We start from the raw sequence: 13,470 nt of genomic DNA, 5'->3' as shown, positions 1-13,470 counted from the left end.
TCGTCTGTTCTTCTCTTCCTTTTTCTCTCTCCCAATGTCAGGCAGTCGCGACCGTAATCTGGCGCTCCCGGTCGATTGCGCGCTCCAACTCCTCCGCAATCGCGCTTCCGCGGGAAACCTGAATGTCGCCGCCACGTCCGACCGTCGCGGTGAACAGGTACTCGCCGTCGGCCTGCACTTCGACCGTCTCTCCGGCGTGCCCGTCCAGCGGGATGATGACGTGCCGCGATGTGATTTCCGGGACGACAACTTCGCCGTACGATGCGGCCTGTGACCCGCCGTCTCCGACCGATGAGGGTTTGTCCTCGTGCGTTCGCACGTCGATGCTCATCCCGAGTCGGTTCTCGATGTCGTCGATTCGGCCGCCGCCCTTGCCGATGACGTAGGAGATGTCGTTTTCGTCCACGTAGACGACGGCGTTGTTCTGACCTTGGATTTCCACGTCAACTCGGCCGCGCGTGACGGATTGGATTTCGCGCTCGATTTCCTGCTTGGCGAGTTGGGAGACACCGCCCTCGTCGTGGTCGTTTTCTTGCAATGGGACGGTGACGACCTGTCGGTTGAAGGTGTAGATTTCGTACTCCGGCGTGCCGGTTTCGAACTCCTCGACCACGATAACCGGACGGGCGAGATCCTCTTCCATCATGCCCTCGGGTACCTTGACCTTCGTCGTCACGTCGTAGACTTTCTCGATTTGTCCGGCCTCGATGTAGACGACGGTGTCCACGATTTGCGGAATCATGCCGAGTTCGACGCGACCGATGAGTCGCTGGAGTGCGTCGATCGGCCGCGTGGCGTGAACAACGCCGACCATGCCGACACCCGCGAGGCGCATGTCCGCGAAGACTTCGAAGTCGTTCGTCTTGCGCACCTCGTCGTAGATTGTGTAGTCCGGACGCACCATCAGCAGGGAGTCGGCCGTTTTCTCCATCTCTCCGGCGAGTTCGGTGTACTGCGTAATCTCCGGCCCGACCTGCAAGTCGCGCGGTTTCTCCATCGTCTTCACGGCGAAATCGTTGTCGGCGAGGAACTCCGCGACGGCCTGCGCGAACGTCGATTTCCCGGCACCGGGTGCGCCGGAGATCAGGACTCCGCGCTGGCGTTCCAGCAGTCGGCCCTTGAGTTCGTCGGCGTGTTCGTAATCTTCCATCGAGGTTTTGACGATGGGACGAACCGCCGTGATTTCCCACGCGTCGGCGAACGGCGGTTCCGCGATTGCGATTCGGTAGTCGCGGAACTGGACGATGGTCATTCCGGGTTCGTCGATTTCGATGAACCCTTCCGTACTCTGTTTCGCGCTCTCGACGATTTCCTGCGTGTACTCCTTGAGGTCGTCCTCGGTCGAGATGTCGTCACGAATCTGCTGGTAGTGCATATCGCCGACCTCCCCGCGTTTCGCCATCGGCGGCACATCGACCCGCAGGTGGACGCTCATCGTCTGTTCGTCGAAGTAATCCTCGATACCGAGCCGGCCCACGTCGCGAATTTTGGGCGAAATGTACTCGACGTCCAGCCCTTTCGCTTTCGCGACCTCGCTCTGGACGAGGTCACTGGTGACGAAGGTGGCATCGTGCTCGTCCGCGAGTTCCCGAATCAGCGCATCGATTTCACCGCGGTGGGCGTAACCCTGCTGTTCGGGTTCGGGTCGAATCCCGACGTAATCGAGTTCGATGGCGTCGGAATCCGCGAGTTCCGCGAGTCGCTGGAGTTCCGACAGCCCGTTCCACCCGTTTTCCTCGCCGTTGTTCGCCTGCGATTCCAGTTCGCTGACGACGGCCTCGGGGATGAGTACCGTCGCCCCAGCAAACTCGCCGTCATCGACTTTCGCGGAGATGCGGCCATCGACGACGGCGCTCGTATCCGGCACTACGTTCATGCCTACAAATTCGTGTGGGGGACTCATAAGGGTTTCAGCGTCCGGAGGCACGCTTTTGCCATTCCATGACGTACCATGGTCGATGCGACACAACCATCTCGTCCTCACCATCGATAGTGAAACGCGCGAACGAATCGAAGCGGACTGCGCCGACGAAACCATCGACGAATGGCTGCTGGACGCCATCGACCGAAAACTCGCCCGCTACGGGGGATACGAATTCGTAGACGATTGTTCAATATGATGTAACTTGCCATCGCAAGCGCCATTATTAGAAGGTTAACGAAAGAAGCAGGAGTCAATGGAACTATCGAAGTCTACGAGACTCAACGCAGTGTTCAACGCCCTTTCGGACAGCGAGCGTCGTCGCGTGATACATTATCTCACGAAAACATCGGACGGGACTGCGACTGTTGACGAGCTCGCGACTCTCGGCAACGACTTTGCCGGTAATGAGGTTCGTCTTCGCCATATTCATCTCCCGCATCTCGACGGGACAAAACTCATCGAATACGACGAACGAACCGAAACGGTACGCTACCGTGACCACCCGTTTTTTGAGGATATTCTCGACCACTGTCTCGAGAACGATCCGGTGTTGTAGCGAATCGGAACTGCCCAATCGATTGCCGAGGACGGAGAGTACTAAACCACCGGGAGAAATGAAGGGGTATGGACGAACTGGTCGAGATAACCCGTGACCTCGTGTCGATTTCAAGCCACGAGGACGAGACGGAAGCTGGCGATTTTATCGAAGAGTGGCTTCGCACGGAGACGGACGCGGAGATAACCCGGGACGAGGTCGGAAACGTCATCGCTCGCCGAAACGCAAAAACGGAAACGGACGCCGAACTGGCGCTCGTCGGTCACCACGACGTCGTTCCCCCGGACGAATCGCAAGTCGAAGACGACCGGTACGTCGTGGAAGAGCGCGACGGCCGACTGTACGGGCGCGGAACCGCGGACATGAAAGGCTCCGTGGCGGCGTCCATGCTCGCGTTCCGCGACGCGGAGCCGACCTGTGAACTCGTCTTCGCCAGTTTCGTCGCCGAAGAGCTGGGCGGAGACGGCGCGCGCCACGCCGTCGAAAACGGCTTTTCGCCGGATTTCGCCATCGTCGCGGAAGGCTCCACGAACTACTCGAAGGACGGCGTCACGGACGTGGTCATCGCGCACAGAGGCCGACGCGCGAGTACCATCACGGCCCGCGGCTCCGCGGCCCACGCCAGCGAACCGGAGGCGGGCGAGAACGCTATCTATCGCGCTTGCGACGCGGTGGATATCGTTCGCGACTGCGAGGTGCCGACCGTCACTGTCCTCGATCACGATATTTCGGGAAGCGTCGTCGCCACCGAAATCGAGGGCGGAAGCGCGTGGAACGTGATTCCTGCGGGCTGTGAAATAACGATAGACGAGCGAACCGTCCCCGGCGAACGCGCCGACCTCGAAGCGGTCGAAGAAATCGAGGGCGTGACGTGGACCGTCGAACAGGATTTGCCGCCGATGGAGTGCAACGACCCCGACTTCGCGGATGCGGTTTTGGCCATGGCCACCGATGCGCAGGACGGCGAACCGAAACACGTCACGAAACCGCACGCGACCGACGCCGGATGGCTCTCGCAGGCCGGCGTTACGTGCGTGGTCTGTGGGGCCTCCGAACCCGGCGAGGCGCACACGAAAAACGAGAGCGTCGGAATCGACGTTCTGGAACGCTGTTATCGGATTTATCGGGATTCGGCGGAGCGACTTTGAGTATTTCGTTCCGAAACCCGTTCATTGATAATCGGTGACAGCAAACAATCGATGATGGCAACCGAAGTCGCCGCAGAAAACGCCGCGTATCAGGAGCTTCTCGACAACGTAAAACGAATTTCTAACGTCAAGAACGCCGCGGGAATACTCGGCTGGGACCAAGAGGTCGTGATGCCCGAAGGCGGCACGCCCGCCCGTTCACAACAACGTTCAGCCCTGTCCGCAATCGCTCACGAACTGCTCACCGACGACGAGATGGGCGAACTGCTTTTCGAACTCGAATCGCAGGAACTGGACGACGAACAGGCCGCCGTCGTGCGCGAAATTCGGCGCGAGTACGAGCGGGCGACCCGCGTCCCCGGCGAACTGGTCGAGGAGATTTCCCGTACCACGTCCGAAGCCCTCCCGCAATGGAAAGAGGCGAGAGCGGAGGACGATTTCTCGATTTTCGCTCCGACGTTGGAAAAGTTGGTCGAGCAAAAGCGCGAGTACGCGGAGCATATCGACCCCGATAAAGACCCCTACGAGGTTCTCTTCGCGGAGTACGAACCCTACCTCGGCATCGAGACGGCGGAGGAGACGCTGGCGCGCCTCCGCGACGAACTCGTTCCGCTCATCGACTCGATTCGGGAGAGCAACGTGGAACTCGCTACCCCCTTCGACGGCACCTACGACACGAACACGCAGGAACAGCTTTCGCGGGACATCCTCGACACATTGGGCTACGACTGGAACCGGGGTCGTCTCGACACCGCGCCGCACCCCTTCTCCAGCGGCACGCAGTTCGACGCCCGCGTGACGACGCGATTCGACGAGAGCGACCCGCTCGGCGCGATAATGAGCACCATCCACGAGTTCGGCCACGCGACCTACACGCAGGGGCTTCCGGACGAGGAGTACGGAACGCCACTCGGCCAATCCCGCGACCTAACCGCCCACGAGTCCCAATCTCGAATCTGGGAAAATCACGTCGGTCGGTCGCGAGCCTTCTGGGAGCGATTCCTGCCCGCACTTAAGGAGCGATTCCCGAACGTGGAAGACGCCTCCGTCGAGGACATCTACGAGGCGGTCAACCGCGTGTACGAGGACAACCTGATTCGCGTCGAGGCCGACGAACTCACCTACCACATGCACATCGTGGTGCGCTTCGAAATCGAAAAAGCGCTCATCCGCGGCGAAATCGAAGTCGAAGACGTGCCGGAACTCTGGAACGACAAGTACGAGGAGTACCTCGGCATCCGCCCCGACACCGACTCGGAGGGCTGTTTGCAGGACATCCACTGGAGCCACGGCAGTTTCGGCTACTTCCCGACTTACTCGCTCGGAAGCGTTCTCGCGGCCCAACTGTACGCGAAAGCCGAAGTGGACATTCCGGAGTTGGAAGACCAGATTCGAAACGGCGAGTTCGACGATTTCCACGACTGGCTCACGACGAACGTTCACCAGCACGGATGCCGGTACACCACTGACGAACTAATCAAACAGGCGACCGGCGAGGCGTTCACCGCCGACTACTTCTTAAACTACGTGGACGAGAAATACTCCGAACTGTACGATCTGGAGTAGTTTCGGATTTCGACTCGAATAGTCGCTCGTTTTCTGGTCGTTACGACCCGAACGGCTCCGTGACCAAATGCTCGAATCCGAAACTCCGCCATTTTATTTCATATATTATTCAAAAAATTTATCTTTTATAGTGACTATTATATTCTGTACTCATGTCGAACGGAGATAATTCGTCGCCCAATCGTACCGAGCGAAATTTAACCTCAGCATCACGGCGGAAGTTCCTGTTAGGGACGGGGGCGTTGGCGACGGTGGGGACGCTCGGCGCGTGCGAGGTGACGGCGCACGGCGACTACGGCAATCGCGTCGTCGGGTACTATCCTTCGTGGGCGAGGGATTACAGTCCGGCAGACGTACCTTACGACAAACTTACGCACCTGAACTACGCCTTCGTTGAACCACAGTCGGACGGGACGGTGGTCACGGGCGGCTCGTCGGAAGACAGCCTGCTCAGCGAGCTAGCGACCTACGACGACACGGGTACCGTGTTCCTCCTCTCCATCAGTTCCGGATGGTACTCCGGCAAGTTTTCGGACGCCGCGTCCACCGCCACGCGACGCCAGCGGTTCGCCAAGACCGCCGTCGACCTCATGCTTAAGTACAACTTCGACGGACTGGATTTGGACTGGGAGTATCCGGACGGAACGATTCGCGCCGAAGACCCGCACAACTTCACGCTCCTGCTGGAAGCGTGTCGCAACGAACTCGATTCGAGAGTCGGAACGTGGACTCATCTGACGATGGCCGGGTCGCCAAACCCCAACATCGTGGACGACGCCTACGAGGTCGGAACCATCAGCAACTACCTCGACCACGTCAACGTGATGACCTACGACTATCACGGCGACTGGAGCAACGTCACCAACTTCAACGCGCCGTTCGATTCACCACCGGAAGGCCCCAGCGCGCAGAGCTGGAACACCAGCAACCATATGCAACAGTGGGCCAGCAGGCCGATAGCGAAGGATAAACTCGTCATGGGGATGCCCTTCTACGGGCGCTCTTTCTCGGGCGTGTCGTCCACGAACGACGGTCTGTTCAACTCGTTCAGTTCGTCCACGTCGGAGACGTACTACGACATCGTCCAGAACATCAAGCCCCAGTCCGACTACGAGTACCACTGGCATCCCGACGCACAGGTTCCGTGGTTGTACTCTGCGGCCGAAAACACGTTCATCTCCTACGACAACGTGCGTTCCATCTCGAACAAGGCGAACTACGTTCGAACGAACGGTTTCGGCGGGGCGATGTGCTGGGAACTCTCCCAAGACCCCAGCAATACCCTCATCGAAGAGATGCACACCGCGCTCCACTCCTGATTCGAACGACCCCTCGAACCATCAGGTTCGTTTCAGAAGCTTGGTCAGATGCTCCGTCGAGAAGAAGGAACTCGGCCGATCCATATGAACGCCGATTTCTCCGGCCATCGACCTGAGTCCGACGGTTTGCATCGGTCCAGGGAGGGAGTACGCCCGCCGCACCCAGTGCCCCAGCCGAATCTCGTTTTTCAGCTCCGTGCGCCACGCGAACTCGTAGTCGGCCAGCGTTCCGGGGTCGTCGGGGTCGATAGTCCGAACCGCGTGATCCGCAGAAGTCATTCCATAAAGGATCCCCCCGCCGGTGAACGGTTTCGTCTGTGCGGCGGCATCGCCGATGAGAAACCCGCGGTGGGCGGTAACGCTTTTCGGTGGTCCGATGGGAATCATCCCGGCGCAGAACTCGTTCGTCTCGACGCTGTATTCGGCGGTAAAACGGTCGAACAAGGCGCGAGCGGTCGGTTGGGAGCCTGGCGGTGCAGCCAGTCCGAACTCAACGCCAGCATCGCCGCGAGGGATGCGCCACGCGAAGAATTTCGGCGCGGTGAGATGCACGTCCACGAAATTGCCGCTGTGAGCCTTCGGCGCGAATCCGAGAACTCCCTGTAGCTTTTCTTTCGGTTCCGGCAGGCCGAGTTCCCGACGCACGCGCGAAACGGGACCGTCACAGCCGACGACCATCTTTCCGCGGAAGGTTTCGGTGCCGTCGGGCGTGTTCGCCGTCACGTCCACGTACTCCCCGTGTTCGTTAACGTCGGTGACGCTGTGGTCTTCTCGCAGGTCGGCCCCTGCATCCTGGGCAGCACGAGCGAGCGCTTTGTCGAGTCCAACCCGGTCGATGACGTTCGAGATGACCTCGTCCTTGTAAAACGGATGCTCCGGAGAACGGGGGCCACCGACGTGGAATCGCGCACCGTAAATTTCGTTCTGGAGGAGGTGGTCACGCGCACCGTCCGGGGTGAACTCCCAGATATCGGTGCTCACGTGGCCGGAACAGGCGAGCGGCGTCCCCACCTGCCCTCGTTCGAGGACGAGGACATCGCGCCCCGCACGAACCGCCTGTCGCGCAAACCGCGACCCGGCGGGGCCTGCACCGACCACCACGAAATCGTACATTATCGTCGCCTACTGCCCGCCGATTCAAATACCTTCTTTCTCGTTTTAGTGGAGACGTTGCGGGCAGAAAAAGCGGCGTGGTCGGTCGCTACCGCGCCGACGGCGGGCGGTCTCCGGTGCTGAGTTGCCGTCGCCGCAGGTAATGAACCAATGCCGAGAGCGCGAACGCGGCAACGATGATGACACCCCAGATTTCGTCCGGAATGGCGGTAAACGGCGGAATACCGAGAAAGTCGGCGAGGACGAGAACCGCGCTAACGATGGCGAGTCCGAGGTAGTACCGAATCCACGGAAATTCGTCCTGCGGGCGCAGATATCCCTCCAACTGTGCGGCGTTGGCCGACAGTTCGACCACACCTCGGTTTTGGTTGTACTCCACGATTCCCGCGTCTGCGAGTTTCGGAAGGTGGGTTTGATAGAGCGAGGTGTAGACGGATTTTCGTTCGTTCGCGGAGAGTCCTTCCACCGTCGTGTCGTTCTCCCACGCCGCCACCTGCTCTGCGAGTTCGCTCAGTTCTACCGGGCGGCCCTGCTGTTTGAGGTAGTGAAGCGTGTACCGTCGCCGCCGATTTTTCAGAACGTCGAAGATGAGGTCTTCGGACAGTTCTTGTGGGGTTCCATCAGTCGAACTCATGCCACCAGTGACCCGCAATCCGTTGTTTCGTTATGCCATTGCCACCCGGACGTAACACGGATGCGAGATTACCGCGGACAACACTTTGTTATCCAGTGCTTAGCTGGTGTTAATTTTCAAATTAAGTATCATAGCGGTGTTTAGGCGCGCGGTTCTTCGCGGTAAGCCCGCCATTCCGACGGAGAGAACGTCTCTCTGATGGGTCTTAATCGTCCATCGCGGCAGGGGCAGGTCTGTCGGCACGCGGACCATCGAGTTCGACGCCGGGGAGTTTATCGCGGAGATATCGTCCGGTGTACGAATCGTCGTTCCACGCGACTTCCTCGGGCGTTCCCGTAGCGACGATTTCGCCGCCCTTTTCGCCGCCTTCCGGTCCGAGGTCGATGACGTGGTCTGCGTTCTTCACGAGGTCTAACTCGTGTTCGATGACGACGATGGAGTTCCCCTTCTCGGTGAGTCGTTGAAGCACCGAGATGAGTTTGCGCTCGTCCTCGTGATGGAGGCCGGTCGTCGGTTCGTCCAGCAGGTAGAGCGTGTCACCCGTGGATTTCTTGCCGAGTTCCTCGGCGAGTTTGATTCGCTGAGCTTCCCCGCCCGACAGCGTCGTGGACGGTTGGCCGAGTTTCATGTAGTCGAGTCCAACGTCCTTCAGCAGTTTCAGCCTGCGCCGAACCCGAGAGTCGTGTTCGAAGAAGTCGTGGGCGTCCTCGACGGACATATCGAGGACTTCGGCAATCGTCTTACCGCGGTAGGTCACGTCCAGCGTTTCATCGTTGTAGCGTGCGCCTTCGCACTCTTCACACGGGACGTACACGTCCGACAGGAAGTTCATCTCGATTTTGACTGTTCCCTGTCCGCCACACTCCTCACACCGTCCGCCCTTCACGTTGAACGAGAAGCGGCCCTTCTCGTAACCGCGCTGTTTGGCGAGTTTCGTCTCCGCGAACGCTTCCCGGACGTAGTCGAAGACGCCGGTGTACGTCGCCGGGTTCGACCGCGGGGTTCGACCGATGGGTGACTGGTCGATGAGCCGCACCTTCTCGATTTCGTCCATGCCGTCGATTGCGTCGTGATCACCGGGGTCGACGGACGTGTTGTCGTTCATCTCGCGGGCTAAACCTTTATACAGAATGTCGTGCATCAGCGTGGATTTGCCCGACCCGGAGACGCCCGTGATGGCCGTGAACGTCCCGACTGGAATATCCACATCGAGATTCTTCAGGTTGTGCTGGCGGGCGCCCCGAACCGTGAGATGAGTGTCGTGTTCCCGCCGCTCGTCCGGAACCGGGATTTCCTTGCGCCCGGCGAGATAGTCTCCCGTGATGCTTCCATCGTGAGCCATCACCTCTTCTACGTCGCCCTGCACGACGACTTCGCCGCCGCGCCTGCCGGGGCCGGGACCCATGTCGATGACGGTGTCCGCCCGGCGCATCGTCTCCTCGTCGTGTTCGACGACGATGAGGGTGTTGCCCAAATCGCGCAGTTCGCAGAGCGTGTTCAGCAGACGGTCGTTGTCGCGCTGGTGCAGACCGATGGAGGGTTCGTCCAACACGTACAGCACGCCGACTAGACCCGACCCGATTTGCGTCGCCAGCCGAATTCGCTGGCTTTCGCCGCCCGAGAGCGTCGAGGCTTCACGGTCGAGTGTGAGGTACTGTAAACCAACCTCCTCCATGAAGCCGAGGCGGGCGCGAATCTCTTTGAGAATCTCCTCGGCGATTCGATTCTGGCGGTCGGTCAGATTTGCTTCGAGGTTTTCGAAGTGAACCAGCGCGTCTCCGATGGACATCCGGTTGACATCCGAAATCGAGGTGCCATCGACGTACACCGAGCGACTCTGCGGTCGCAGTCGCGTGCCGTCGCAGGCGGGACACTCTGTCACCGCCATGTAGTCCTCGATGTGCTTTCGCGCCCGGTCGCTGTCGGTTTCGACGTAGCGACGTTCGAGGTTGTTCATCACGCCCTCAAACGGTTCTTCCTTCCGACGAATGCCGTTTTTCGTGTTCCACTTGAACAGCATGTCCTCGTCGGTGCCGTAGAGGAAGGCGTCTTGAATGGCTTCATCCAACTCCTCGAACGGCGTCGTCAACTCCACGTCGAAATGCCGAGCCACGGAATCGAGCTGTCGGCGATAGTACGTTCGCTGGTAGCCCCACGGTTCGAAGACGTGTTTCAACTGCTTGCTTGGATCTTGGACGACGAGGCCTTCGTCAACCTCCTTCGTCTCGCCGATTCCCTCACACTCCGGACACGCGCCGTGCGGACTGTTGAACGAAAAACTACGCGTCTCGATTTCGCGGAAGTCGATGCCGCAGTTCGTGCAGGCGAGGTCTTCGGAGAATTCCACCGCGAGTCGGTCGTCACCCTCACCGGCCAAATCGCCGGTCGAGCGCGACTCCGAACCCAAATCAACATCCTCCGGCGGGTTAGGAACGATGAGTTTCATCATGCCCTCCGCCTCCTCCAGCGCGGTTTCCACGCTGTCCGTGATGCGCGAGCGCGCTTCCTCGCTGACCTTCACCCTGTCTACGATAACGTCGATGGTGTGGTCGTAGTTCTTGTCGAGTTCCGGGCGGTCGAGCGTCAAATCGAACTCCTCACCGTCCACCTCGACGCGGGAATAGCCGTCCGAAACGAGGTCGTCGAATAAGTCCGCGAACGCGCCCTTCTGGTCGCGGACGACCGGCGCGGCGATTTTCGCTTTCGTGCCTTCCGGCAAGTCCAGCACTCGCCGAACCATGTTCTGGGCGCTCTGTTCACCGACTTCCTGCCCACACTGCGGACAGTGTGGTGTCCCCACGCGGGCGTAGAGCAGTCGCAGGTAGTCGTGCAGTTCGGTCACCGTCCCGACCGTCGAACGTGGGTTGTTCGCCGCGTTCTTCTGGTCGATTGAAATGGCGGGCGACAAGCCTTCGACGTTCTCGACCTGCGGTTTGTCCATCTGCCCGAGGAAGTTCCGGGCGTAGGCCGACAGGCTCTCGATGTACCGTCGCTGTCCTTCCGCGTACACCGTCTCGAAGGCGAGCGAGGACTTGCCCGACCCAGATAGGCCGGTCACGACGTTGAACTCCTCGCGCGGAATCGTCACGTCGAGGTTCTTGAGGTTGTGCTCCTCGGCCCCCCGCACTTCGATGTAGTCCTTGCTCATCTATCCACAGACAGCGACTGAATGAGGGTATGCCTGTCGGTTGCAGATGAAAGCGGAGTGAAAGTGAAACTAGGGAGGGATGGAGAGTTCGATGAAGGCCGATTCGAAGAATCAACGCTGAATCGGTTTGAGGAACTGATTCAAGCCATCAATACGTCGCTGAGTGACAATTCCGAGAACACGAATAAAGAAACAGAAGAAGTTGCGGCAGATGATTAGGTAGACGAAATTCGCCTCAGGTTTCGTTGGACGAGAGACGCAAATAGGTTTAAACAGTTTCTACATTGCTGCAACCATTAGAAACCACATCCAGTTTTCGATGAGAGAATGACAGCCAAATAAATATCAAGATAAATGATTCAAACTTTTTTCATCATAATGAAAACATCTAATACTGATTGACATATACAAATAATTGGAATGATAACTGATGAATTCCGAAACCGGAGGAATATCCTTAAAATAACGGGTGCCAGTATCGGCTTACTCGGCGGCGTATCGTCCACAGTCGCTGCCAGTGGACCGGCTAGTAATGAAACAAACAATACCGAAGGTATTACATGGAAGGTGGTGAGAGAAACCGAGCAGTCTACTCTTGTGATGGTCGCGAACGTGGACGACCCTGAAACCAATGAGAAGGGTGTGTATCTCTTCCAAGTGGACAAAGAGAACCGTACTGTCTCCTTGGTCGACAAAGCAGCCAGTGAACAGGGACTAACGGCTCCTTCCAAAAACAGCGTCGGAATACAGACTCACGAGGCGTGGGTCGAGGATTGGGAGTTTGTTGTTAATGATGTCGGAAATTGCAGCGGATACGTATATAACGATCATCTCGTTGGTGGGCTTGCGATCGAAAGCGGCGAGTCCCTCAACACCCATCAGGGAGAACTCTCTGGTCTCATAGGAGCACTTGTCGGTGCCCGTGTCGGCGGAGTATGGGGTGCAGCGCTTGGTGGGCTGCTCGGGATTGGAATCAACTCGGCGTTCTTCAGTCACGTTGACCTTTCCGGGAGGTACATTACGCTCCTCATGTGGGACGACCACGTTGGCGTGCTCAACGAGGAAGCAGTACGGTATGGAGTCTTTCCTGGTTACCACGCCGGTGCCGCCCCTAGCTGGGCAGTCCACAGTAAGAAAGTTAGTGGACCACACATTGAAGTTGGCGAGGCCATCGTTGACTATCTCTAATCCAATCCTGAACACACCTGTCGCACTGCCCGCGCTCAAATCAGCTTGAGCGCTCTCAAACGGTCATTTGAAATCCATTGTCACCAACACTTATAAATGCGTATATAGATTATTACTAGTATGAGTAGTCAAGCTGAAAAGGTCCGTTCTCGCTTTGGCTTTTCGTGGTCAGGGTGGAATCACCCGTTACGAGCGCAGATAGCGGCAGCAATTCTGCTCATTGTCGGTACTGTAGCGAGCATCTATCTCCAGAGCGAACTAGTACATCAAGGAATCACGTTTTTCCAGCAGCATCAGTTCTACAGCACCATCGCATCTGTCGCGTTTATGCTAATCGTATGTACTGTCGGACTGGCCGCGTTAGCATTAGTCGATTAACAAGTGGAACTATTTTCACGTGCATCTGGTTTCGGCATGGCCGTCGTATTTAGCGCCCTACTCACTGCCAGAATTTCCCCCTGTCACGATAGGACTCCATCGAACACGAATGTTGCAGACGTACTTCTTGCAATTATTTTGATTTCGAATGCCGAGCAACTCTGCTCGACAGTACAAAATTGGTCAACCAGCCTTTGATACTTTCTTCTGCATACAGAATACGACTCTCGAATAGCTGTTCTACTGAACTGCCGCCTCAGCCTCGTCCGATTTTTTCTCCATCAGTTGCGGTTTGCCGAGTGGAAGCGACTCGAACAAGGCATAGTGGACAACGAACGAGACGCCGACGAGTGCGAGCAGGACGGTCAGCAAGCGTTTGATGCGAGCCATGTCTGGTAGGAGGTCGAGAAAATCATGAAAACTTCGATTGCATCCACTGAAACACACAAACCCACTGAACACCTAGAACCCTCCGACCTAGGTGATACTATTCAGC

Annotated in this window: 12 protein-coding genes; 7 read left to right on the top strand and 5 right to left on the bottom strand. The window is 58.1% G+C overall.

What is annotated here, in order from left to right; genetic code table 11:
• Positions 1–37: 37 nt before the first annotated feature.
• Positions 38–1,876, bottom strand: coding sequence for a PINc/VapC family ATPase (locus tag LIX15_RS14085; RefSeq protein WP_227773808.1), 1,839 nt, complete (start codon positions 1,874–1,876; stop codon positions 38–40).
• 82 nt (positions 1,877–1,958) lie between these two features.
• Here LIX15_RS14085 and LIX15_RS14080 point away from each other — a divergent pair, with 82 nt between their 5' ends.
• The 5 genes from LIX15_RS14080 to LIX15_RS14060 all read left to right on the top strand — a co-directional run bounded on the left by LIX15_RS14080 (position 1,959) and on the right by LIX15_RS14060 (position 6,513).
• Positions 1,959–2,120, top strand: coding sequence for a hypothetical protein (locus LIX15_RS14080; protein ID WP_227773807.1), 162 nt, complete (start codon positions 1,959–1,961; stop codon positions 2,118–2,120).
• Between the two features lie 57 nt (positions 2,121–2,177).
• Entirely contained in the window at positions 2,178–2,480 is a 303-nt protein-coding gene (locus LIX15_RS14075; protein WP_227773806.1) for a hypothetical protein, read from the top strand.
• A gap of 68 nt (positions 2,481–2,548) precedes the next feature.
• Positions 2,549–3,628: a M20 family metallopeptidase gene (locus LIX15_RS14070; protein ID WP_227773805.1), complete on the top strand. Its 1,080-nt coding sequence runs from the start codon at positions 2,549–2,551 to the stop codon at positions 3,626–3,628.
• 54 nt (positions 3,629–3,682) lie between these two features.
• Positions 3,683–5,194 (top strand): carboxypeptidase M32, encoded by a 1,512-nt coding sequence (locus tag LIX15_RS14065; RefSeq protein WP_227776893.1) that lies wholly within the window; start codon positions 3,683–3,685, stop codon positions 5,192–5,194.
• 152 nt (positions 5,195–5,346) lie between these two features.
• Positions 5,347–6,513, top strand: a complete 1,167-nt coding sequence (locus LIX15_RS14060; protein WP_227773804.1) for a glycoside hydrolase family 18 protein — start codon at positions 5,347–5,349, stop codon at positions 6,511–6,513.
• 21 nt (positions 6,514–6,534) lie between these two features.
• Here the strand turns inward: LIX15_RS14060 and LIX15_RS14055 are convergent, their stop codons facing one another.
• From LIX15_RS14055 to uvrA, 3 genes are all read right to left on the bottom strand, one after another.
• On the bottom strand, positions 6,535–7,626 hold the full coding sequence (locus LIX15_RS14055) for a geranylgeranyl reductase family protein (protein ID WP_227773803.1): 1,092 nt from the start codon (positions 7,624–7,626) through the stop codon (positions 6,535–6,537).
• Between the two features lie 88 nt (positions 7,627–7,714).
• Positions 7,715–8,260 carry a DUF7344 domain-containing protein gene (locus tag LIX15_RS14050; RefSeq protein WP_227773802.1) on the bottom strand — a complete coding sequence of 182 codons (546 nt, stop codon included), beginning with the start codon at positions 8,258–8,260 and terminating at the stop codon, positions 7,715–7,717.
• A gap of 205 nt (positions 8,261–8,465) precedes the next feature.
• The gene (gene uvrA / locus LIX15_RS14045; protein WP_227773801.1) at positions 8,466–11,408 is read right to left on the bottom strand and encodes an excinuclease ABC subunit UvrA; all 2,943 of its coding nucleotides are present in this window, start codon (positions 11,406–11,408) and stop codon (positions 8,466–8,468) included.
• 420 nt (positions 11,409–11,828) lie between these two features.
• Between uvrA and LIX15_RS14040 the strand changes: the two genes are divergently transcribed.
• Together LIX15_RS14040 and LIX15_RS14035 are read left to right on the top strand one after the other, a co-directional pair.
• Positions 11,829–12,596 carry a hypothetical protein gene (locus LIX15_RS14040; protein ID WP_227773800.1) on the top strand — a complete coding sequence of 256 codons (768 nt, stop codon included), beginning with the start codon at positions 11,829–11,831 and terminating at the stop codon, positions 12,594–12,596.
• Positions 12,597–12,716: 120 nt separating this feature from the next.
• Positions 12,717–12,974 (top strand): hypothetical protein, encoded by a 258-nt coding sequence (locus LIX15_RS14035; RefSeq protein WP_227773799.1) that lies wholly within the window; start codon positions 12,717–12,719, stop codon positions 12,972–12,974.
• Between the two features lie 240 nt (positions 12,975–13,214).
• Here the strand turns inward: LIX15_RS14035 and LIX15_RS14030 are convergent, their stop codons facing one another.
• A complete protein-coding gene (locus LIX15_RS14030) occupies positions 13,215–13,364 on the bottom strand; it encodes a hypothetical protein (protein ID WP_227773798.1) in 150 nt (49 codons plus the stop codon).
• Positions 13,365–13,470 lie beyond the last annotated feature (106 nt).

This window comes from Haladaptatus pallidirubidus (assembly GCF_020700235.1).
Classification (GTDB): Archaea; Halobacteriota; Halobacteria; order Halobacteriales; family Haladaptataceae; genus Haladaptatus; species Haladaptatus pallidirubidus.
The sequence above is the reverse complement of the archived record's forward strand: the minus strand, read 5'-3'. Positions and strand labels throughout refer to the sequence as shown.